Below are 20,182 nucleotides of genomic sequence, written 5' to 3' on the forward strand. Positions count from 1 at the left end.
TTGGTAAACGGTGGCCCGTTCGCGCCTTGAACCTGTGCGTGTTACCCCTATAATACAGTCAAAGCGCTTGCATGGCGGCGGTCCGGCGGTGATTGTCGGCCCTGCACCACCGGCGCGGCACGAAAGGCAAGAAACGATGGCAGAGACGGCCACCAAGACGGATACGAAGCTCAACCTCCAGCCGCCGGAGGCGCTCAATCCGGTCGCTCCCGCCGAGGCCGAGGGCCTCGTTCCGCTGAAAGCGGAAGAGACCAGCGAACTGGACAAGAAGGTCGCGCAATTCGTCGACGAGCTTGCCGCGCTCGATTCCAACAGCCCGGAATTCGGCAAGAAGGTCGATCAGCTGACCGCGATGGGCCGCAAGGAAATCGCCGAAGCCGCCGGTGCGTCCAACCGCTTCCTCGATCGGCCGGTGAAGGCGATCGACAGCGACACCGGCATCGGCGCCGATCTGACCGAGCTTCGCCGGACGGTGGAATCGCTTGATCCCAAGGGCGCCAGCAAGCCGCGCAAGCTGCTTGGAATCATCCCCTTCGGGAACCGCGTCGACCGCTATTTCGACAAGTATCGCAGCAGCCAGACCCACATTCAGCAGATCCTCACCAGCCTCGGCAACGGCAAGGATGAGCTGCTGATGGACAATGCCGCGATCGACACCGAGCGGGCGAACCTGTGGAAGACGATGCACAAGCTCGAGCAGATGATCCACATCTCCAAGAGCCTCGACAAGCAGCTCGAGGACAAGGCCAACGAGCTTGACGCGACCGACCCTTCGAAGGCCAAGGCGATCCGCGAAAGCGCCCTTTTCTACACGCGGCAGCGGACCACCGACCTGCTGACCCAGATGGCGGTCACGGTGCAGGGCTACCTCGCGCTCGATCTCGTCAAGAAGAACAACGTCGAACTGGTGAAGGGCGTCGATCGCGCATCGACCACAACCGTATCCGCGCTGCGCACCGCGGTGACGGTGGCCCAGGCACTGACCAACCAGAAACTGGTGCTCGAACAGATAGGCGCGCTCAACACCACGACCGCCGGCATGATCGACAGCACGGGCGAAATGCTCAAGATGCAGACCGGCGCGATCCACGAACAGGCGGCGTCGTCGTCGATCCCGCTCGAGACGCTGCAGCGCGCGTTCCAGAACATCTACGAGACGATGGACCAGATCGACCGCTTCAAGCTCGAGGCGCTCGACAATATGAAGCAGACGGTGACGACGCTTTCGAGCGAGGTCGAGAAATCCAAGGGCTATATCGCTCGCGCCGAGGGCGTGGAGAAGGCCAAGCTTGAATCCGCCGCCTCGCCCTTCACTCCGATCGAGAGCAAGTGACCGACGTTTCGAACAAGGTTGAACAGGCGCTCGCGCGCTTCGACCGCGTCACTCGCGCGCTCGACGAGCGCGACGGCGCGCCGCGCGAGGCGGCACGGCGCGAACGGCAGCGACTCAACGGTGACCTCAAGCGACGGGCAGCGCGCATCGGTATCGTGCTGCTTGTCGTCAGCATGGTCACCATCCTCATCGGCATCGTCATGCCGATCGGCATGTTCGGCTTCCTCGCGGCGCTGACGCTGGCCGTCGGCGCGGCGATTGCGCTGGCCTTTACCCCGACCCGGCCAGCGGCCACGGCACCGTCCGCAGACCTTGCCAACGGGCAGATGGTGCAGCGCTTCGATTCCTACCTGTACAGGACCCGCGGCGTCCTGCCCGCCCCGGCACGCGCGCAAATCGATGCGATCAGCGCCGAGCTGCCCTCGCTCAAGCAGACGCTGGAGCGGATTGATACCCACGATCCCAAGGCGCAGGATGCGCGCCGGCTGATGTCGATGCACCTGCCCGGGCTGATCGACCGCTATCTCAACGTGCCCGCAGGGTATCGAAAGGAAGCCGACGGCGAAGGGCTGACAGTGGATGAGCGGCTGGTCGATGGCCTGTCCGCCGCACGCACCGCCTTGTGCGAAATCAGCGAAGACCTTGCCCGCGGCGACATGGCTGCGTTCGAGACGCAGGGACGCTTCATCAAGTCGCGTTACGGCGCCCAAACGATCGACCAATAAGGCGGGTAATCCGCGCTTTTCCCGACGAAACACTTGCAGACAGATGCGCGCAGGCGCAGTCCTTGCCCCGTTTCGGGGGAAAAAGGGGCCTGCCAGCGTGTCGTTACAGGCGCTTCGACGGCATGTGTATCGCCAGCTTGAGCCGACCGCCTGGCCGGGCAAGGGGCTGTCGCCGGTCAATCTGACGCTGGCCGCGCTGATCATCGTCGCGGTCGTTGCCGCAGTGCTCGAGACCGAACCGATAATCGCCAGCGGCCGCCAGATCTGGTTCGACGACTTCGAAGTCGGCGTCGCCGTCATCTTCCTGGTCGAATATGCGGCGCGGGTGTGGACGGTGGTCGAAAACCCGCGCTTCGCGGCCTATCGCTTCCCCCGGCTGCGCTACATGGTCACGCCGATCGCGCTGGTCGACCTGCTGGCGATCGTCCCTGCCTTCTTTGCCTTTGGCGGCGCGTCCAGCCTGATCCTGCGCTTCTTCCGCGTGATCCGGATGATCCGGCTGGCAAAGCTTGGCCGCACCTCGCGCGCATGGATCACAATTCGCGAGGCCTTGTACGAACGGCGCTACGAGTTCGCGTTGGTGCTCGGCGTGGTCATCGTCGCGGTGCTGGTTTCGGGATCGCTGATGTGGCTGGCCGAGGCCGAGGCGCAGCCTGACAAGTTCGGCAGCATCCCGCGCGCCTTGTGGTGGGCAATTATCACGCTGACCACCATCGGTTATGGCGATACCTATCCGGTAACGGCGCTGGGCAAGGTCATCGGCGGTATCGTCGGGCTGACTGGCGTGATGCTGATCGCGCTTCCGACCGGCCTGTTCGCGGCATCCTTTACGGAGGGCGTCCAGCGCCACCGCGCACGCGTCGAACAAGGCGAAGGCGGAGCGCCGTGAACGTCCAGCCGGCCATCGACCGCCAGCTGGCCACAGCGAAGCAGCGTTTCCGGCTGCCACCTCGCGTTCCGCCGTTCAATCCGGCCACGCATGCGATTTTCACCGCCGTATGGACGGTCGTCCTGTTGATCGCCGTCTTCGGTCCGTCGCTTGCCCTCTACGACCGCTACCGGACGCCAAGCGAGAATTCGCAATTGCTATTGGGCAGCCGCGCCGGCTTTGCCGCATCGCTGACCGACGCGACCGAGGTTCGCTACCTGGTCGGTCCGGCCGCCCGCGAGGCCGGACTGCGCAAGGGCGATGATATCGTCGCCATCTTCGGGCTGCCGCTGCCCGAGGTCATGCCGATGTCCGACACGGCGATCGAGGCCAACGCCGACAACCCCGCTTACATCGCCATGAGCACCCTCCTTTACGGCACGGACGAGATGCCGGTCCCGCTGACGGTGCGGTCGACCGACGGCATCATCCGCGACGTCACGGTCGAAACCAGCGAAACGCACATCAACGATGCCGCGCGCGAACGCGGCTTTTCGCCGACGTTGCTCAACTTCATCGATGTCGTGCACGTCATCTTCTATCCGTTCCTGATCTGGGCGGCGTGGATCCTCCACCGGCGCAACTCGCGCGACGCGGTCAGCTCGGTGCTCAGCCTTGCCATCCTCCTGACCATCGCCACCGAACTGCCCTCGTCGGCCTTCCTCGCCGCGCAAGGCGTCCCACGGGCGATCCTGGTCGGGGCCTACGACCTCGGCAACATGATGCTGCTGGCCGGGATCCTGCTGTTTCCGCACGGTCGGCTGACACCTGTCGTCGCCGGGCTGCTTGCCGCAACGCCCCTACTCATGCTGCTCAGCGGCCAAGCCTACCAGGCCTGTTTCCTTGGCATCCTGCTGGCCGCGGTGCTGGTCCAGATCCGCAGCATGCGAACCGCGGAATCGAGCGACGTCCGACAGCAGATCCGCTGGGCCCTATTCGGCTTTTCCGGCTACGCCCTGTTCAAGACGCTGGCCTATGCCGCGGACTTGTTCAAATGGTCGGCGGGCAGCTTCACGACCCAATTGTCGCTGGAGGTTTTCGCCGGTTTCTCGTTCGGCTTCTCCATCCTCATCTTCCAGCTCGGGCTGCTGATCGCGCTGATCCGCTACCGCCTGTACGATGCCGAAGCGGTGATCAGTCGCACCGCGACTGCCGCCATCCTGACCTTCGGTATCGGCGGCACCTTTGCCGCGGTGATGGAAGGCATCATAACCAGCGCGCAGTTCATCTATCCCGACAGCGAGGCGAGCCAGACCATCGCGGCGATGGGCGGAGCCGTCATGGCGGCCGTCGTCATCGAACCGCTGCATCGCCGCACGCGGGAATGGGCCGAACGCCAGTTCCACAAGGCGCTGCTGGAAATTCGCGAGGACCTGCCAGAGCGCATGCGCGACACGCGCGACTCCGCGACGCTCGACGAGTTCCTCGATTATGTGTTGAAGCGGGTCCTCGCCGGGTTGCTGTCGGTGCGCGGGGCGATCCTGTTCAATGGGCGCGTCGAACACGCCGTCGGCATCCAGGAGGCGGACGTCCTTCGCTGGTACGAAGAGCACCGGCCCGAACAGGATGACCATGTGCTGGACTGCGAACCGACCGACCACGTCTTTCCATTGCGTTTCGAAGTGGAAACCAGCGCCGGCGCCTTCGGCTGGATCCTGATCGGACCGCGGCCGGACGGCACAATCCCGGGCAAGGACGAGCAGAAAGCGCTCAAGCATATTGCCCCGACGCTCGGCCGGTCGATGCGCATCGTCCTGACCCGGCAGGAGGAGCGCGCGGAGGTGCTTCACCTGATCGGTGAACAAGCCGAACGGATCACGCAACTGGAACGGCTGCTCCAGAAAAAGACATGACGATTCGGCCGCGTTGACCGGCCGCCCGGCCAGCAATAAATCGCTCCAATATCTGGGGGAGTCGCCGCGATGACGCGTTTGATCATTGCCGCAGCGCTGCTGATGAGCGCGCCGGCCGTTCCGTTTGTGCCCGCATCGGCAGCCGTCGCCGCGCAACAGCCCGCGCCGCAACAATGCGAGCAATCCGAGGCGAAGAAGGCCAAACGGTCGATGTTCGGCAGTCTGCTGGGAAGCGTGGCCAACAACGTCCTCGGATCGATCGGCGGCAATGCCGGGACGGTCGTGTCGATGGTTCTGCCGGCCGCGTCCTACCTGACCGACGAATTGCTCGCCATGCTCGACTGCAAGGAGCAGCAGCAGGCGGCCAAGGCCACCGACGACGCGATCCGCGGCGGCGTCGGTGCCGAATCCAGCTGGCAGAGCGGGACCCGCGCCAATGTCCACGGGTCATCGAAAGTCACCGCCAAGGAGGAGTTGGCGGATGGCAGCAGCTGCCTGACCGTGACCGATGTCGTCATCGTCGACGGCGAGGAAACGGTCGTTCCGAAGAAGATGTGCCGCGGCAAGGGCGCGTCCGGCTACGCGCGGGTCTGACATGCGTGCCGCGCGCTCGGCCGTCGCGATCGCGCTGGCGCTGCTGGTCCCTGCATCGGCAATCGCCGCCGATCCCGACGCCACCAACCCGACCTGCCCCAAGCAGCTGAACTGGTCGACCTATCGCCAGATGCAGTTTTCGGTCGACACCAGCAGCGGACAGCGCGTGCTCAAGGCCGAGGGGCAGCTGGACGAGGACGTGCCGGAGCGGCTCAAGGAAGCATTGGCGGCCAACGCGCCGATCGACGAGATCTGGATCCGGTCGCCGGGCGGAAGCGCACGGGCCGGCAATGCCGCCGGACGCATCATCCGCGAAGCGTCCTTGCCGACGCGCGTGCCGGCCGGCTGGGCCTGTTTTTCGGCCTGCAACTTCATGTTCATGGGCGGACCCATCCGTTACGTCGACGCGGGCGCGCATTTCGTCGTCCACATGTTCACGCACGTCACCGACAAGGACGCGATCCGTGCCGAGGCCGGCCGCGACGCCGACAGCGCGGCAGCGCTGATCGGCGAGATCGAACAGGATTCCGCCCTGCTTGCGAGCGAAGACAATGACTTCCTGATCAGAATGGGTGTATCGCGCAAATTGCTGACCGACGTGATGTACCGCCAGCAAGCCATATCCGGAGATGACGATCGATCGACGCGGCGCTGCCTCACCGCCGAAGAAACGGTGAAGTACAACGTCGCAAACGCACAATGACCAAGCAGGTTTGAGGAGGACACCGGGATGCAATCTACTCGACTGTTCAGGTTCACCGCGGCGGCGTTTGCGCTCGCGTTTTCAACCACTTCGGTGGCAACCGTGCTGGTCGTTCGGGCCGCCGGGCCGTCTTCCAAAGTCTATCCGCCGGGCAAGGCCCTGCCGGAAAGCGCCAAGATCGAACTGCGCTCCGGCGACAGCGTGATGCTGCTCAACACCAACGGCGCACGCACGATTCGCGGCCCCGGCACCTTCGCCGTGGCGACCAACGACTCGCCCGGCGCCGGCGCGAATCGGCGGGCGCGGTTCAGCGCGATGCGGAGCAGCGCGGTGCCGCTGAACCCCAGCCCCTGGAATCTCGACATTACGCAAAGCGGCAAGATATGTGTCGCCAACGCCGGCAAGCTGACGTTGTGGCGGCCGCAAAAGGACGACGCGATCAAGCTGACCATCAAGGGCGCCGGCACCGAACAGACGATCGACTGGCCGGCGGGGACCGATACGCTGGCGTGGCCGGCGGCATTGCCGGTTACCGGCGGGTCGGAATATCAGCTGAGCCAGGCCAACAGCGGCGACAGCGCGCGCGTGACTTTTGTCACCCTTGCGAGCGCGCCCGCCGACAACATCGGCACGGCCCAGTCGCTGATTGCCAACGGCTGCAACAATCAGCTGGACGTGCTGGTCGAAACCGCGCCGTCGATGGACTGATCAGCCGCCGACGACGTTGTCGTCGCGCAATCGCTGAACATCCGCCGGGCTGACGCCCAGTTCCCGGAGCACGTCGGCCGTATGTTCGCCCAGATTGGGCGGCGGCAGGTCAGCGTCCGCCCGCGCGCCGTCGATCCGCACCGGCGATCCGACCAGCGGCGTCCCGGCGATCATCCGTACCATCGCCCGGTGCTGCGCCTGCACGTCCTCCAGCGCCTGGCTGATCGTGTTGATCGGACCGGCGGGGATGCCTGCCTGCTCCAGCCGATCGAGCCAGTATGCGGCCGGGTGAAGGGCGACGCATTGCGCGACGGCTTCGACCATCGCGGCGCGGTGGGAGACGCGGGCCGCGTTGCTGGCGAAGCGGCTGTCATCAATCCATTCGGGATGGCCGCACAATTCGGCCAGACGGGCGAACTGGCGGTCGTTGCCGACTGCGATGATGATCCGCTGGTCCGATGCCGCGAAGGGCTGATACGGCACGATATTGGGATGGGTATTGCCCTGTCGCGGCGGGTCCTTGCCCGACACCAGTGCATTCGACGACTGGTTGGCGAGCATTGCCAGCTGCGTGTCAAACAGGGCCATGTCGACATGCGCGCCCTCCCCCGACTTTTCGCGTCGATAAAGAGCGGCGATAATGGCCACGGCGGCGTACATGCCGGTGAACAGGTCAACGACCGCAACACCGACCCGCATCGGCTCTCCACCCGCTTCGTCGTCGCCCTTGCCGGTGATGCTCATCAGGCCGCCCATCGCCTGGATGATGTAGTCATAGCCGGCGCGGCTGGCATACGGCCCATCCTGCCCGAAGCCGGTGATGGACGCGACCACCAGGCGCGGGTTGGCGGCGCGCAGGGACGCGGCGTCCAGACCGAACCGGGCCAGCCCGCCGACCTTGAAGTTTTCCACCACGACATCGGCAGAGGCGGCCAGCTGGCGCACCAGCGCGGCACCCGCCTCGGTACCGAAGTCGATCGCCGCCGAACGCTTGCCGCGGTTGGCCGCTAGGAAATAGGCCGCGACCTTCTGCCCGTCGCGATCGTGCCAGGGCGGACCCCAGTGCCGGGTATCGTCGCCCGCCCCCGGCCGCTCGATCTTGGTCACTTCGGCGCCAAGGTCGGCCAGCAATTGCGTGCACCACGGCCCGGCGAGCACGCGGCTGAGGTCGAGAACGCGAACCCCCGCGAGCGGAGCCGTCACGCCGCGCGCCTGCGCCACGGCCTGCGGTCGGCAAGGATGGCCTGCGCCGCATTATGCCCGGGCGCTCCGGTGACCCCGCCGCCGGGATGTGCGCCCGATCCGCACAGGTAGAGGCCCTTGACCGGCATGCGATAGTCGGCCGCCCCGATCATCGGCCGCGCGCTGAACAGCTGGTCGAGGCTCATCTTGCCGTGGAAGATGTCGCCGCCGATGAGGCCGAAGCGCCGTTCGAGGTCGAGCGGCGAGTGAATCTGTCGCCCGAGCACCGACTTGGCGAAGCCGGGCGCGTGCGCATCGACGGTGGCAATCACCGTGTCCGCCGCCTTGTCGCGCTCCTTGTCCCAACTGCGGCCCGGGCCGAGGTCGTAGCGGAAATGCTGGCAGAACAGCGACGCGACATGCTTGCCCTTGGGCGCAAGCGAGGGGTCGAGCGTGGTCGGGATCAGCATTTCAACGACCGGCTTCTTCGACCAGCCGCTGACCCGCGCATCGACATAGGCGCGGTCCATATAGTCTAGGCTCGGCGCGATGATGATTCCGGCGGTGAGGTGGTTGCCCTTCTTCGGCAGCACGGTGAACTTGGGCAGTTCGGACAAGGCAACGTTCATGCGAAAAGTCGCGCTTTCGCAGCGCCAGCCGTGCATGCGCGCGGCGATGTCCGGCTCCACGACGCGATCTGGCAGCAACGTGTCGAACAGCAGCTTCGGATTGACCCCGGCGACGACGGTATCGGCGCGCCACGCCTTGCCGCCGGCGACAACGCCGGCTGCGCGGCCTTTTTCCACGATTAGTTCGTCGACCGGTGACGACAACACGATGTCGACACCCTTTTCCCTGCAGGCGCGGGCCATCGCCTGGGTGATCGAACCCATGCCGCCGATGGCATGACCCCAAGCGCCTTCCACGCCCGCAGCTTCACCAAATAGGTGATGGAGCAGCACATATCCTGTACCGGGATCGTATGGCGAGGCGAAGTTGCCGACCACGCCGTCGAACCCGAACAGCGCCTTGGTCAGGTCCGCGGTGAAATGCCGCTCGAGGATTTCGCCGGCGCTTTTGACCGCGAAGTCATGGACCGTGCGCATCTCGGCCAGCGACAGTCCGGCCATGTCGCGGCCAAGGGTCAGCAGTTTGGGCAAGGCGCCGATCTTCGACCCGGCATTGGGCGGCGCACGCAACAGCCATTTCTTGAGCAGGCGGACGACCGCTTCGAGTTCGGCGACATAGCGGTCGTAGCCATCGGCATCGGCGGCGCACAGCCGCTTGATCTCCTTCCGCGTCAGCCCGCCGCGGCCCGACAGCAGGTATTGGCCGTCGCCGGGAAGGAAATTGTCGGTCTTGCGCAACACGACCTTCAGCCCGTGCCGTTCCAGCTCCATGTCCTTGATGACCTTGGGCTGGAGCAGGCTGACCGTGTAGCTGGCCGCGGAATTGCGAAAGCCGGGCAGGAATTCGTCGGTCACCGCTGCCCCGCCGACCTTGTCCGCGGCTTCGAGGATGGTGACCTTGAAGCCTTTGCGGGCCAGATAGAAAGCGCAGGTCAGCCCGTTATGTCCGGCGCCAATGACGATCGCCCGGCCGCTCATCGCATCAGCACCAACTCTTCCGCCATGGTCGGGTGAAGCGCGACGGTGGCGTCGAAATCGGATTTCTTGAGCCTGGCCTTTACCGCGATCGCCGCGGCCTGGAGTATCTCCGGGGCGTCGGGACCGATCATGTGGACGCCCACCACCTCGTCGCTGTCGTCGTCGACCACCAGCTTGTAGAGCGACCGTTCGTCGCGCCCGGCAAGCACGTTCTTCATCGGGCGAAAGTCGGACGTGTAGGTTTTGACCGCACCCAGCTTCTCGCGCGCCTGGCTTTCGGTCATCCCGACCGCACCGATCGGCGGGTGGCTGAAAACCGCAGACGGGATGGCGCCATAGTCGACCCGGCACTTTTCCTTGCCGAAGAAGCTTTCCGCGAACGCCTGGCCCTCGCGGATCGCGACGGGGGTAAGTTGCACCCGGTTGGTGACGTCGCCGACCGCGAAGATGCTGTCGACCGACGTTCGGTTATCTTCATCCACCTTGATCGCGCCATGGTCGCCAAGCTCGACCCCCGCGCTGTCGCAGCCGAGACCGTCCGTGTTGGGCTGACGGCCGACCGCGAACAGGGCCTCGTCCGCTTCGATGTCGTCGCAACCGGTCATCGTCAGCTTCAGTCCGCCGCCGTCCACCCGTTCGATATGGTCGATCTTGGAATTGAACTTGAAGTCGATGCCCTTGCGCACGCTGATCTGCAGCAGCCGGTCGACCACCTGCTGGTCGTAGCCGCGAAGCAGTACGTCGCTGCGGTTGACGATGGTCACCGATGATCCGAATTCGTTGAAAATGCCGGCGAATTCGTTGGCGATATAGCCGCCCCCGACGATCACGATGCGCTTCGGAATGCGGTCGAGGTGGAACACTTCGTTGGAGCTAATCGCAAGGTCGATACCCGGAATTTCGGGCATTAGCGGGCGGGCGCCTGTGGCAATCAGGATCTTGTCGGCGGTGATTTCGCGCCCTGAAGCCAGCCGCACCGACCGGGGCCCGGAAAGGACCGCGCGTTCCTTGAAAATCTCGACGTCATGGCTGTCGAGCGTGTTGGTGTAGGCGTCTTCGATCCGGTTGACTTCGGCCAGCACGTTGTCGCGCAGCACTTCCCAGTTGAACGACTTGTGCGGCACGTCCCAGCCGAACATCGCCGCGTCGTCGAGGTCTTCGGCGAAGTGAGCGCCGTAGACCAGCAGCTTCTTCGGCACGCAGCCGCGGATCACGCAGGTGCCGCCAACGCGGAATTCCTCGGCCACGCCGACCTTGGCGCCGTGCGCCGCGGCCACGCGCGAGGCACGCACTCCACCCGATCCGGCGCCAATCACGAACAGGTCGAAGTCAGCCACTACAATCCCGCTTTCTCGATCAGGGCCAGTGTCGACGGGTCGAAACTGTCCTCGTCCGCGCCGCTGGCCAGCTGCCCGGCGATCTGCTTGCCCAGCTCCACGCCGAACTGGTCGAAGGGATTGATCCCCAGCAAGACCGCGTTGGTGAAGGTCCGATGCTCGTAAAAGGCCAACAGCGCGCCCAAAGTCCGCGCATCGAGCCGGTCGAGCAGGATGGTCGCGCTGGGCCGGTTGCCGGCATAGCTGCGGTGCGGATCGTCGCTGGCCTTGCCGCGCATCAGCGCCGCGCCTTGGGCGAAGGCGTTGAGCAGCAGCTGCCGATGCTGGTCCGGCACCGCACCGTCGCTTTCCGCGACGGCAACGAATTCGACCGGGATCAGCGCTGTCCCCTGGTGCAGCAGCTGAAACACCGCATGTTGCGCGTCCGTGCCCGTTCCACCCCACACCACCGGCCCGCTCGGCCGGCCCAGCGGCTGGCCTTCGGCGGTCACCGATTTCCCGTTGGACTCCATTTCAAGCTGCTGGAGGAAGGGCACCAGCAGACGCAACCGTTCGTCATACGGGAACACCGCGCGCGTCTGGCTGCCCAGCTTCTGCGTGTAGAGCAGATCGGCGAAGGCGGCCGTGAGGACCACGTTTTCGCGCCCGTCGGCATAACGGAAATGGCGGTCCATTTCCGCGGCGCCTTCCAGCAATTCTTCGAACCGGTCCCAGCCGAGCGCCAGCGCCGCGGAAACCGAGACCGCGCTCCACAACGAATAGCGGCCCCCGACGCCTTCGGAAAAAGTGAGGATGCGGCTTTCGTCGACACCGGCGGCGAGCGCGGCGTCGGGCGACGCAGTGACCGCCACCACGCGCCCGTAGGCGTCATCCACGCCGCCTTCGCGCAGCCAGGCCAGCGCCGATTCCAGATTGGCCATGGTTTCGGCGGTTGTGAAGGTCTTCGAAGCGGCGACGACCAAGGTGCTGACCGGGTCCAGCCCATCGACCGAATCCTCGAACGCCTGCGGGTCGATGTTCGACAGGAACCGGATGTCCATTCTCGCCCCGTCGCGGCCGAGCGAATCGACCACCACTTCCGGGCCCAGCACCGATCCGCCGATGCCGATGTGAAGGACGGCGTCGATCTCGCCGAACGCGCCGGCTTCGACCGCGTCGACCAGTCCGCGCATCCGGGCGCGTCGCGCCGCCGCGGCCTGAACCGCTTCCGGATTGCCCGAGCCGCGCTCGGCGACATGCTCGGCGGCGCGGCGTTCGGTGACGTTGACGATGTCGCCGGCAAACAAGGCATCGCGGGCGGCCGCGAAGCCGCGCGCCTGGGCCAAATCCGCAAAAGCGCTGACCAGCCCATCATCCAGATGGGTCTTGGACCAGTCGAAATAGATGCCTGCCACCTCGCGGGACAGGGTTGCCAGCCGGTCCGGCCCGGCAGCGAACAGCTGCTCCAGGCTTTGCAGCGCATGCGTTTCGATCGGCGTCCACGGGTCTGTCGGCATTGGCCGGTGTCATACCGGCGGCGCCGGATATTGCCATAGCTTGACGCAGGGCAGTTGCGCCTCGACAGAGCGAGCGATGCGCCGACCGTCCGATCAAAAAGCCAAGGAACCCGAAAGCGCGGGCGGGACGGTGCGTTTCATCCTGATCGTCATGGCGGCGGCCTGGCTGTTCCGCAGCCTGCTGTTCACGCCCTTCAGCATTCCGTCCGGGTCGATGCTGCCGTCGCTGTACATCGGCGATTATCTGGTCGTGTCCAAATGGCCCTACGGCTATTCGCGATACAGCTTTCCGTTCGCCTTTCCGCCTTTCCCGGGCCGGATCCTGCCCAAGCTGCCGGAACGCGGCGACGTGGTCGTATTCTCCTCGCCGAGCGGCTCCGGCGAGGATTTGATCAAGCGGGTCATCGGATTGCCGGGCGACACCATCGAATTGCGCGACGGCCATGTCGTCCTCAACAACCGGCCGCTTGGCCGCAGCGCAGAGCGCCCCGTCGAAATCCCGCTGTCCGCCAACAGCCCGTGCCGCCGAATCACCGGGCCGGGCACCGCGTCGATCACGACCGACGGCGCCACCTGCGCCTACCCCAGCTATCGCGAGACGCTCCCCAACGGCGTCAGCTACCGGGTGATCGACCAGGTCGATAATCCGATTGCCGACACCTTTGGCCCGGTGACCGTGCCCGCCGGTCACCTGTTCATGATGGGCGACAATCGCGATGACAGCCTCGACAGCCGCTACGAGCAGGCGACCGGCGGCGTCGGCTTCCTGCCGCTCGACCATGTCGTCGGACGCGCGGCGGTGACTTTCTGGTCGACCGACGGCACCGCCAGCTATTTCAAGCCGTGGACGTGGTTCATCGCGATGCGCAGCGAACGCTTCGGCAACGATTATACGGAAGCCCGATGAGCCGGAGCGTCGCCGACTTTGTTGCCGAACGGTTCGGGCACCAGCCGCGCGACGTGGCGCTATTCGAAGCGGCCGTGACCCATTCCAGCACGCGAGATGTCGATTACGAGCGGCTTGAATTCCTCGGCGACCGCGTGCTCGGCCTGAGCATCGCCCGCTGGCTGTACGAGCGGTTTCCAAACGAGCCGGAAGGCAAGCTGTCGCAGCGTTTCAACACGCTGGTCGACCGTGCCACCTGCGGCGAGATCGGCCGCGGCATCGGGCTGCCCGACGTGATCCGAGTCGGCAAGCAAGCGCGCGAGGACGGGGCGAGCAGCAGCGACAATGTCGTCGGCGATGTGGTCGAAGCCGTGATGGGCGCCATCTTTCTCGAGGCTGGGCTGGAAACAGCCGAGCAGATCATCCGCCGCCTGTGGCAGCCGTTGGTCGACGAGCAGCGAAGCGCCCCCAAGCATCCCAAGTCCGCCTTGCAGGAGTTTGCCGCCGCGCGCAGCCTGCCCAATCCCCATTACGAGGTGGTCGATCGCAGCGGGGCCCAGCATCTGCCGCAATTCACTATTCGCGTGTCGCTGCCTGGGCATGGCGACGCGGAAGCGCAGGGCACGAGCAAGCAGGAGGCCGAGACCGAGGCGGCCAAGGCGTTGCTGGAGAAGCTGCGATGACGGGCGAACAAACGCGCGCGGGCTTCGCCGCGGTGATCGGGGCGCCCAACGCGGGCAAGTCGACGCTGGTCAATGCGCTGGTCGGGCAAAAGGTCGCCATCGTCAGCGCGAAGGCACAGACGACACGCGCCCGGCTGATGGGCATTGCCATCGCCGGCGAAGCGCAGATCCTTCTGGTCGACACGCCCGGCATCTTCACGCCCAAGCGGCGGCTCGACCGGGCCATGGTGCAGGCGGCATGGAGCGGTTCGGAAGACGCCGATCTGACCTTGCTGGTGGTCGATTCCAACGCCGGCATCACCAGGGAAGTGGAGCGCGCTGTTGCCGGGCTGGAAACGCGCCAGCATCCGTTGTTCATCGCCCTCAACAAAGTTGACCTGGTCAAGAAGGAAAAGCTGCTTGGCCTGTCGGCGATGCTGACCGAACGGCTGGACCCCGACCGCCTGTTCATGATCAGCGCCGCGACCGGTGACGGGGTCGCTGATCTCAAGGCCGCCCTGGCGGAGGCGGTGCCCGAAGGTCCGTGGCTATACCCCGAAGATCAGGTGTCCGACGCCACCGACCGGATGATCGCCGCCGAGCTGACCCGCGAGCAGATCTACGAACAGCTGCACCAGGAATTGCCCTACGCGACCGCGATCGAGACCGAGACGTGGGAAGACCGCCCCGACGGCTCCACCGCGATCCGCCAGCAGATCCTGGTCGGGCGCGACAGCCAGAAGGCGATCGTCATCGGCAAGGGGGGCAAGCGGCTGCGCGAGATTGGCGAACGGGCCCGGGCGGAAATCGCCGCCCATCTTGGCCGCAAGGTCCACCTGTTCCTGCACGTGAAGGTCAATCCGCGCTGGGACGAAGACCGCGGCCTGTACCGCGATATCGGCCTGGAGTGGGCGGACTAGGCGAGCATTTCTTCCACCCACGCGGGCACCAGTTTGCCTGCCGGTCCAACCCGGGCCTCGTCGAACAAATAGCTGCCGAGGCTGGGATCGAGGTTCATTTCCAGCGTTTGCGCGCCGCAATAATGCGCGGTCTGGACAAACCCCGCGGCGGGATAGACCGCCCCCGATGTGCCGATCGACACGAACAGGTCGCAGGCCTGTAGCGCGGATTCGATTTCATCCATGCGATAGGGAATTTCCCCGAACCAGACGATGTCGGGGCGAACCAGGCCGGTGGTGCCGCAAGCCGGGCATTCCGCCCCCTGCCCCATGGCGCCATTCCATGCCGAGCGCTGATTGCAACGCAGGCACCAGCCGCTTTTCAACTCGCCGTGCATGTGGATTAGCCGCTTCGATCCGGCGCGTTCGTGCAGGTCGTCGACATTCTGGGTGACGAGCAGCAGTTCGCCCGGCCATTCGGCGTCAAGCCGCGCCAGCGCGCGGTGGGCGGCGTTGGGTTCGACAGCGGCCAGCGCGGAGCGCCGGGCGTCGTAGAATTTGTGCACCAGCGCCGGGTCGCGGACGAACGCTTCGGGTGTTGCCACGTCTTCGACCCTGTGCCCCTCCCACAATCCGTCCGGGCCGCGAAAGGTCGCGACCCCGCTTTCGGCGGAAATGCCGGCGCCGGTGAGGATGACGATATTGCGAATGTCGCTGGCCATGGCGCCGCCTTACCGGTGTGCGCGCGGTTGCGAAACTCGCGCCGCCATGTTTTGACTTGCCGCCGAACAGGGAAGGACTTTCGCATGGCATTCAAAATCAAGCTCGTGATCGGCGCCGCGCTCGCACTCGCCGCCTGCAACCAGAACGAACCGGCGCATGTCGACACCGAAGCCGCCAAGCAGCAGTTGCTGGCCAGGGAAGATGCCTGGAACAAGGCCTATGCCAGCCGCGATGGAGCGGCGCTGGCCGCGATCTATACCGACGATGCCGCGGTGGCTAACCCGCGCGAGCGGCTGATCAGCGGCAAGGAAGCGATCCAGCAGGCGACCGCGGGCCTCGCGTCCGATCCCAACCTGAAGGTATCGTTCCGGGCCAACCGCGTCGACGTCGCGCCGTCCGGCGATCTTGGGTACACCCGCGGCCAATATCTGATGACCCAGACCAACTCGGCGACCAAGTTGCCGGAGTCCAGCCAGGGCTATTATCTGACCGTGTGGAAAAAGCAGGGCGGCGACTGGAAGGTCGTCGAAGATTTCGTCACGCCGGGCGTGCCGCTGCCCGTCGTCAGCAGCTCCACGTTGGTCCAGTAACGCCAGGATCGACGGTCCAGGATTGAACGTTTTGCCCGTTCCAGCGTTGACTAATTAATTACACTGGAAGGAGAAATTCCGTGGACCATGACAAAAGCGCATTGCCTGACGACGATCGCGTCGAAGGCAGCATGAAGCAGACCGGCGGCGAGATCAAAGAAGGCGCCGGCAAGATTCTCGGTGACGAGAAAATGAAGCGCGACGGCCAGGCCGACCAGGCCGAAGGCAAGATCCAGAACGCATGGGGCAGTGCCAAGGACAAGGCGCGCGAAGTAACCGGCAGCGACGAATAGTCGCAGGCTTCTAACAGTTACCCCAGGTGGGGCGGAGGCGACCCACGCTTCCGCCCCTTTCCTTATGGAGGAGCGCGCCGCATGGTTCGGGAATGACGCGCGGGGCCATTCGGATCGGTATTGGCGGATGGACCTTCCCGCCATGGCGCGGGGATTTTTATCCGCCGGACCTCCCGCAACGCCGTGAACTCGAATTTGCCGCAAACGCCTTCGGTGCGATCGAAATCAATGCCACATTCTACGGGCGCCAAAGTCCGAAGAGCTGGGAAAACTGGGCACAGGCCGTGCCCGACGGCTTTCAATTCGCACTGAAAGCGTCGCGCTATTGCGTAACCCGGTCGCAGCTGGCCGACGCCGGCGAGGGCATCGGCAATTTCCTGGCGCAGGGACTGACCGCCCTTGGCGACCGGCTGGGCCCCATCCTGTGGATGCTTGCGGCCCGCCGCGAGTTCGACGCCGCCGACATCGCCGCCTTCCTCGACCTCCTGCCGCGCGAGCATGACGGGCTGCCGCTGCGGCATGTGATCGAGCCGCGGCATGAGACGTTTCGCGACGAGCGATTCTTCGACCTGTGCCGAAAGCGCGACGTCGCCATCGTCTTTGGCGACGACGATGAATTCCCCTGCATCGACGCCGACACGGCCAGCTTTGCCTATGCGCGACTGCAGCGGATGCGGCCCGAGGTCGTCACCGGCTACCCGCCCGGCATGCTCGACGCTTTTGCCGAGCGAACCAAGCGCTGGAGCGCAGGCGGGCGCGACGTTTACATGTTCATGATCAACGGCGCCAAGGAACGCGCACCCGCCGCCGCGCTGGCGCTGCAGCAACGGCTCGGGTAACTCGTCCGCATGCGCACCGATCAGCAGCCGATCCGCATCACCCTCGTCGCGCCGGACGGCAAGATGGGCCGGGCGATCACCGCCGCCGCGGAGGAAAGCGATGCCTTCAGCATCGAACCGGACCACGGCGACGTGCTGGTCGATTTTTCCGCGCCGGAGGCGCTCCAGGCAACGCTCGACCGGGCGCTTGCGGCGGGCGTGCCGGTGTTGATCGGTACGACCGGTCTCGACGACCATGCGGACAAGCGGCTCGCCGACGCCGCGAAAACCGTCGCCATATTGCGTGCGGCCAATACGTCGCTGGGCGTTGCGGTCCTGTCCGACCTGGTCGAGCGAGCCGCCGGAGCGCTGAGTCCCGACTGGGACATCGAAATCGTCGAGATGCACCACCGGATGAAGGCCGACGCGCCGTCGGGCACCGCGCTGGCACTTGGCGACGCCGCCGCGCGGGGGCGCGGGACGCCGATCGATGCCGAGCGCGGCCGCGACGGTACCGGACTGAAGCGAGCAGAAGGCGCTATCGGCTTCGCGTCGCTGCGCGGCGGGACGGTCGCAGGCGATCATGACGTGGTGTTCGCCGGGCCGGACGAGCGGCTGATCCTGTCGCATCGCGCCGAGAACCGGATGATTTTCGCGCGCGGAGCGCTGGCCGCTGCCCGCTTCCTGCATGGCAAGCCCGCCGGGCTCTATTCGATGCGCGACGTCATCTCGTCCGAGTGAAGAAAGACGAGGTCTTCGAATTCTTCCGCCGCTTGGCGGAGGACAACCCGTCGCCGACGACCGAACTGGAATCGGTCAACCCCTTCACCTTGCTGGTCGCGGTGGTCCTGTCCGCGCAGGCGACCGACGCCAGCGTCAACGTCGCCTGCCGGCCGCTATTCAAAAAAGTCACCGCGCCGCAACAGATGGTCGACCTGGGCGAAGAGGCCCTGCGCGATCACATCAAGACCATCGGCCTGTTCAATACCAAGGCAAAGAACGTCATCGCGCTGTCCCAGGCGCTGGTGCGCGACCATGGGGGCGAGGTGCCGCGCACGCGGGAGGAGTTGCAGGCCTTGCCCGGAGTCGGCCGCAAGACCGCCAATGTCGTGCTCAACACGGCCTTTGGTGAGGAGACGTTCGCGGTCGACACGCACGTCTTTCGCGTCGGCAATCGGACCGGCCTGGCGCCGGGCAAGACACCGGACGCCGTCGAGGCCAAGCTGGAAGGGATCGTACCGCAGCCCTTCCGCCGCGATGCACATCACTGGCTGATCCTGCACGGCCGCTACACCTGCAAGGCGCGCACGCCGGAATGCTGGCGCTGCGTGGTTGCCGACCTGTGCCGCTACAAGCCCAAGACCCCGCCGCCGGGCGAGAAGCAGACTAAGCCCAAGTCCGTTCGAAGCGCGCGCCCAAAGTCGTCAAAAGTTCGTACTGGCTAAGGCCGGACGCTTGCGAAGCGGTCGGCAGGTCGTAATCCAGTTCGACCCAATCGCCGTCGCCAAGCTGCGGCGCGGAGCCGCAGTTGAGCGCGACCAGGTCCATCGACACCCGGCCGATTACCGGCAGCGCGAATTCGCCGGCGAATGCCGTTCCGCGCGACGAGAAGCCGCGCAGATAGCCGTCGGCGTAACCGATGTTGACGATCGCCGCCTCGGTGTCGGCGTCAGCGACGAAAGTCGCGCCATAGCCGCAGCTTTCCCCCTTCAGGATCACGCGACGCTGGACGACCTGTGCCGCGATCCGGGCGACCTGGCGTAATTCGTCCGCCGCTTCGTGACGCGGAATGCCGCCGTACAGGCCTAGCCCCGGGCGGACGAGATCGAAGCTGTAGTCGCGCCCAAGGCAGACACCGGCCGAATTGGCGAGCGAAAAGCGCCGGGCTTGAACCCTGCCCGCAACGTCGCGGAAGGCGGCGAGCTGACGCTCGTTCATCGCCGAATCCTCGTCCGCGCAGGCAAGATGGCTGTGCAACGTGTCGATCGTCACGCCGTCGAGCGCGCCGGCTTCGTCGGGCCGCAATCCAAGCCGGTTCATGCCGGTGTCGATCATCGCATCCGCCGGGCGGCCGCCCGCGGCCTGCCGCCAGCGCTCGACCTGCGCCACGCTGTTGAGCACCGGCCGTGCAGATGACGCGAGCGCGAATTCCATGTCTTCGCCGGAGGGCCCGTGGAGCACGACGAGTTCGCTGTCGTCCGGCACGCCGCCCAGCGCGTTCGCCTCCGCGTAGGTCGACACGAAGAACGTGCGGCACCCCGCGTCGTGCAAGGCCATCAGCGCCTCGCGCGCACCGAGCCCGTAGCCGTTGGCCTTGATCGCTGCCCCGGCGGGGACCCCGGCACGGTCCTTGAACCAGCGCCAATTGTGCTGGAGCGCGGTCCGGTCGATGGTCAGGCGCAGCGGACGGTGCATCGGCGCGGCCTAGCTTGACCCGCCCCCGGCGTCGAGTTCGGCCTTGGCCTGGTCCCAATTGCACCCGTCGAACGGCTCCACCGCCAGCGCGATGTCGCCGTCGAGGCAGTTAGCGTTGAGGCTCCACGAGCCCGGGTGGCTGCGCGGCTGGTAAAAGCTCTTCACGCCGCAAGTGCGGCAGAACAAATGCTCCGCCGCGCCCGTGCCGAACCGGTAACTGGCCAGGTCGTCGCGGCCGCCGAGCAGGTCGAACGCGGCATGTGGCATGATCAGGTGAATGAACCCGGTGCGCCGGCACATCGAACAATTGCAGTCGAGCGCCGGCACCGGCTCTGCCGGTACTTCCGCTTCGAACCGTACCGCCCCGCAATGGCATCCGCCGCGCACTTTCATGCGGGCCAGCCTAATGCGAGGCGATCGGATCGAGAAG

Annotated in this window: 22 protein-coding genes; 15 read left to right on the forward strand and 7 right to left on the reverse strand. The window is 65.7% G+C overall.

Features of this window, described 5'->3' with window-relative positions; genetic code table 11:
* The first annotated feature begins 136 nt into the window (after positions 1 to 136).
* From H8M03_RS04720 to H8M03_RS04750, 7 genes are all read left to right on the forward strand, one after another.
* On the forward strand, positions 137 to 1,333 hold the full coding sequence (locus tag H8M03_RS04720) for a toxic anion resistance protein (protein WP_187480587.1): 1,197 nt from the start codon (positions 137 to 139) through the stop codon (positions 1,331 to 1,333).
* Positions 1,330 to 2,058 carry a hypothetical protein gene (locus H8M03_RS04725; RefSeq protein ID WP_187480588.1) on the forward strand — a complete coding sequence of 243 codons (729 nt, stop codon included), beginning with the start codon at positions 1,330 to 1,332 and terminating at the stop codon, positions 2,056 to 2,058. Before H8M03_RS04720 ends, H8M03_RS04725 begins: the two co-directional genes overlap by 4 nt.
* Before the next feature lie 97 nt (positions 2,059 to 2,155).
* On the forward strand, positions 2,156 to 2,947 hold the full coding sequence (locus H8M03_RS04730) for an ion transporter (RefSeq protein ID WP_222931900.1): 792 nt from the start codon (positions 2,156 to 2,158) through the stop codon (positions 2,945 to 2,947).
* Entirely contained in the window at positions 2,944 to 4,839 is a 1,896-nt protein-coding gene (locus H8M03_RS04735; protein ID WP_187480590.1) for a PDZ domain-containing protein, read from the forward strand. Before H8M03_RS04730 ends, H8M03_RS04735 begins: the two co-directional genes overlap by 4 nt.
* A gap of 69 nt (positions 4,840 to 4,908) precedes the next feature.
* Positions 4,909 to 5,433: a hypothetical protein gene (locus tag H8M03_RS04740; protein WP_187480591.1), complete on the forward strand. Its 525-nt coding sequence runs from the start codon at positions 4,909 to 4,911 to the stop codon at positions 5,431 to 5,433.
* A gap of 1 nt (position 5,434) precedes the next feature.
* Entirely contained in the window at positions 5,435 to 6,136 is a 702-nt protein-coding gene (locus H8M03_RS04745; RefSeq protein ID WP_187480592.1) for a COG3904 family protein, read from the forward strand.
* A gap of 27 nt (positions 6,137 to 6,163) precedes the next feature.
* Positions 6,164 to 6,844, forward strand: a complete 681-nt coding sequence (locus H8M03_RS04750; protein ID WP_187480593.1) for a hypothetical protein — start codon at positions 6,164 to 6,166, stop codon at positions 6,842 to 6,844.
* Here H8M03_RS04750 and H8M03_RS04755 read toward each other — a convergent pair whose 3' ends face one another.
* The 4 genes from H8M03_RS04755 to pgi are packed head-to-tail and all read right to left on the reverse strand — an operon-like array spanning position 6,845 to position 12,466.
* Positions 6,845 to 8,047: a CaiB/BaiF CoA transferase family protein gene (locus H8M03_RS04755; protein ID WP_187480594.1), complete on the reverse strand. Its 1,203-nt coding sequence runs from the start codon at positions 8,045 to 8,047 to the stop codon at positions 6,845 to 6,847.
* Positions 8,044 to 9,633 (reverse strand): phytoene desaturase family protein, encoded by a 1,590-nt coding sequence (locus H8M03_RS04760; RefSeq protein ID WP_187480595.1) that lies wholly within the window; start codon positions 9,631 to 9,633, stop codon positions 8,044 to 8,046. Before H8M03_RS04760 ends, H8M03_RS04755 begins: the two co-directional genes overlap by 4 nt.
* Positions 9,630 to 10,976 carry a glutathione-disulfide reductase gene (gene gorA, locus H8M03_RS04765; protein ID WP_187480950.1) on the reverse strand — a complete coding sequence of 449 codons (1,347 nt, stop codon included), beginning with the start codon at positions 10,974 to 10,976 and terminating at the stop codon, positions 9,630 to 9,632. The genes H8M03_RS04760 and gorA overlap by 4 nt, the downstream gene beginning before the upstream one ends.
* Complete coding sequence (gene pgi, locus H8M03_RS04770; RefSeq protein WP_187480596.1) at positions 10,970 to 12,466, reverse strand: glucose-6-phosphate isomerase; 1,497 nt, start codon at positions 12,464 to 12,466, stop codon at positions 10,970 to 10,972. Before pgi ends, gorA begins: the two co-directional genes overlap by 7 nt.
* Positions 12,467 to 12,542: 76 nt before the next feature.
* Between pgi and lepB the strand changes: the two genes are divergently transcribed.
* Genes lepB through era form a run of 3 tightly spaced genes read left to right on the forward strand, consistent with a single transcriptional unit; the run spans position 12,543 to position 14,934 of the window.
* On the forward strand, positions 12,543 to 13,373 hold the full coding sequence (gene lepB / locus H8M03_RS04775) for a signal peptidase I (protein WP_187480597.1): 831 nt from the start codon (positions 12,543 to 12,545) through the stop codon (positions 13,371 to 13,373).
* Positions 13,370 to 14,035 carry a ribonuclease III gene (gene rnc, locus H8M03_RS04780; protein WP_187480598.1) on the forward strand — a complete coding sequence of 222 codons (666 nt, stop codon included), beginning with the start codon at positions 13,370 to 13,372 and terminating at the stop codon, positions 14,033 to 14,035. Before lepB ends, rnc begins: the two co-directional genes overlap by 4 nt.
* Complete coding sequence (gene era / locus H8M03_RS04785) at positions 14,032 to 14,934, forward strand: GTPase Era (protein WP_187480599.1); 903 nt, start codon at positions 14,032 to 14,034, stop codon at positions 14,932 to 14,934. Before rnc ends, era begins: the two co-directional genes overlap by 4 nt.
* Here the strand turns inward: era and H8M03_RS04790 are convergent.
* Entirely contained in the window at positions 14,931 to 15,635 is a 705-nt protein-coding gene (locus H8M03_RS04790) for an NAD-dependent deacylase (RefSeq protein WP_187480600.1), read from the reverse strand. The two genes, era and H8M03_RS04790, sit on opposite strands and share 4 nt — an antisense overlap.
* An 84-nt stretch (positions 15,636 to 15,719) precedes the next feature.
* On the opposite strand from H8M03_RS04790, the gene H8M03_RS04795 reads away from it, so the two are divergent.
* From H8M03_RS04795 to nth, 5 genes are all read left to right on the forward strand, one after another.
* Positions 15,720 to 16,226: a YybH family protein gene (locus tag H8M03_RS04795; RefSeq protein WP_187480601.1), complete on the forward strand. Its 507-nt coding sequence runs from the start codon at positions 15,720 to 15,722 to the stop codon at positions 16,224 to 16,226.
* 80 nt (positions 16,227 to 16,306) lie between these two features.
* Complete coding sequence (locus tag H8M03_RS04800; protein ID WP_246449102.1) at positions 16,307 to 16,519, forward strand: CsbD family protein; 213 nt, start codon at positions 16,307 to 16,309, stop codon at positions 16,517 to 16,519.
* Positions 16,520 to 16,611: 92 nt separating this feature from the next.
* Entirely contained in the window at positions 16,612 to 17,358 is a 747-nt protein-coding gene (locus tag H8M03_RS04805; protein WP_187480602.1) for a DUF72 domain-containing protein, read from the forward strand.
* Positions 17,359 to 17,367: 9 nt separating this feature from the next.
* Entirely contained in the window at positions 17,368 to 18,078 is a 711-nt protein-coding gene (gene dapB / locus H8M03_RS04810; protein WP_187480603.1) for a 4-hydroxy-tetrahydrodipicolinate reductase, read from the forward strand.
* The gene (gene nth, locus H8M03_RS04815; protein ID WP_187480604.1) at positions 18,075 to 18,782 is read left to right on the forward strand and encodes an endonuclease III; all 708 of its coding nucleotides are present in this window, start codon (positions 18,075 to 18,077) and stop codon (positions 18,780 to 18,782) included. The genes dapB and nth overlap by 4 nt, the downstream gene beginning before the upstream one ends.
* Here the strand turns inward: nth and alr are convergent.
* Positions 18,724 to 19,752: an alanine racemase gene (alr, locus tag H8M03_RS04820; RefSeq protein WP_187480605.1), complete on the reverse strand. Its 1,029-nt coding sequence runs from the start codon at positions 19,750 to 19,752 to the stop codon at positions 18,724 to 18,726. The genes nth and alr overlap by 59 nt on opposite strands.
* Positions 19,753 to 19,761: 9 nt before the next feature.
* Complete coding sequence (locus H8M03_RS04825; protein WP_187480606.1) at positions 19,762 to 20,145, reverse strand: GFA family protein; 384 nt, start codon at positions 20,143 to 20,145, stop codon at positions 19,762 to 19,764.
* Positions 20,146 to 20,182 lie beyond the last annotated feature (37 nt).

Source organism: Sphingomonas sabuli, from assembly GCF_014352855.1.
GTDB classification, from domain to species: domain Bacteria; phylum Pseudomonadota; class Alphaproteobacteria; order Sphingomonadales; family Sphingomonadaceae; genus Sphingomicrobium; species Sphingomicrobium sabuli.

Coding starts and splice junctions, on each gene's coding strand:
- H8M03_RS04720 (WP_187480587.1), top strand. CDS start 137: ATGGCAGAGACGGCCACCAAGACGGATACGAAGCTCAACCTCCAGCCG.
- H8M03_RS04740 (WP_187480591.1), top strand. CDS start 4,909: ATGACGCGTTTGATCATTGCCGCAGCGCTGCTGATGAGCGCGCCGGCC.
- H8M03_RS04745 (WP_187480592.1), top strand. CDS start 5,435: ATGCGTGCCGCGCGCTCGGCCGTCGCGATCGCGCTGGCGCTGCTGGTC.
- H8M03_RS04750 (WP_187480593.1), top strand. CDS start 6,164: ATGCAATCTACTCGACTGTTCAGGTTCACCGCGGCGGCGTTTGCGCTC.
- H8M03_RS04760 (WP_187480595.1), bottom strand. CDS start 9,633: ATGAGCGGCCGGGCGATCGTCATTGGCGCCGGACATAACGGGCTGACC.
- pgi (WP_187480596.1), bottom strand. CDS start 12,466: ATGCCGACAGACCCGTGGACGCCGATCGAAACGCATGCGCTGCAAAGC.
- lepB (WP_187480597.1), top strand. CDS start 12,543: ATGCGCCGACCGTCCGATCAAAAAGCCAAGGAACCCGAAAGCGCGGGC.
- rnc (WP_187480598.1), top strand. CDS start 13,370: ATGAGCCGGAGCGTCGCCGACTTTGTTGCCGAACGGTTCGGGCACCAG.
- era (WP_187480599.1), top strand. CDS start 14,032: ATGACGGGCGAACAAACGCGCGCGGGCTTCGCCGCGGTGATCGGGGCG.
- H8M03_RS04790 (WP_187480600.1), bottom strand. CDS start 15,635: ATGGCCAGCGACATTCGCAATATCGTCATCCTCACCGGCGCCGGCATT.
- H8M03_RS04795 (WP_187480601.1), top strand. CDS start 15,720: ATGGCATTCAAAATCAAGCTCGTGATCGGCGCCGCGCTCGCACTCGCC.
- H8M03_RS04805 (WP_187480602.1), top strand. CDS start 16,612: ATGACGCGCGGGGCCATTCGGATCGGTATTGGCGGATGGACCTTCCCG.
- dapB (WP_187480603.1), top strand. CDS start 17,368: ATGCGCACCGATCAGCAGCCGATCCGCATCACCCTCGTCGCGCCGGAC.
- alr (WP_187480605.1), bottom strand. CDS start 19,752: ATGCACCGTCCGCTGCGCCTGACCATCGACCGGACCGCGCTCCAGCAC.
- H8M03_RS04825 (WP_187480606.1), bottom strand. CDS start 20,145: ATGAAAGTGCGCGGCGGATGCCATTGCGGGGCGGTACGGTTCGAAGCG.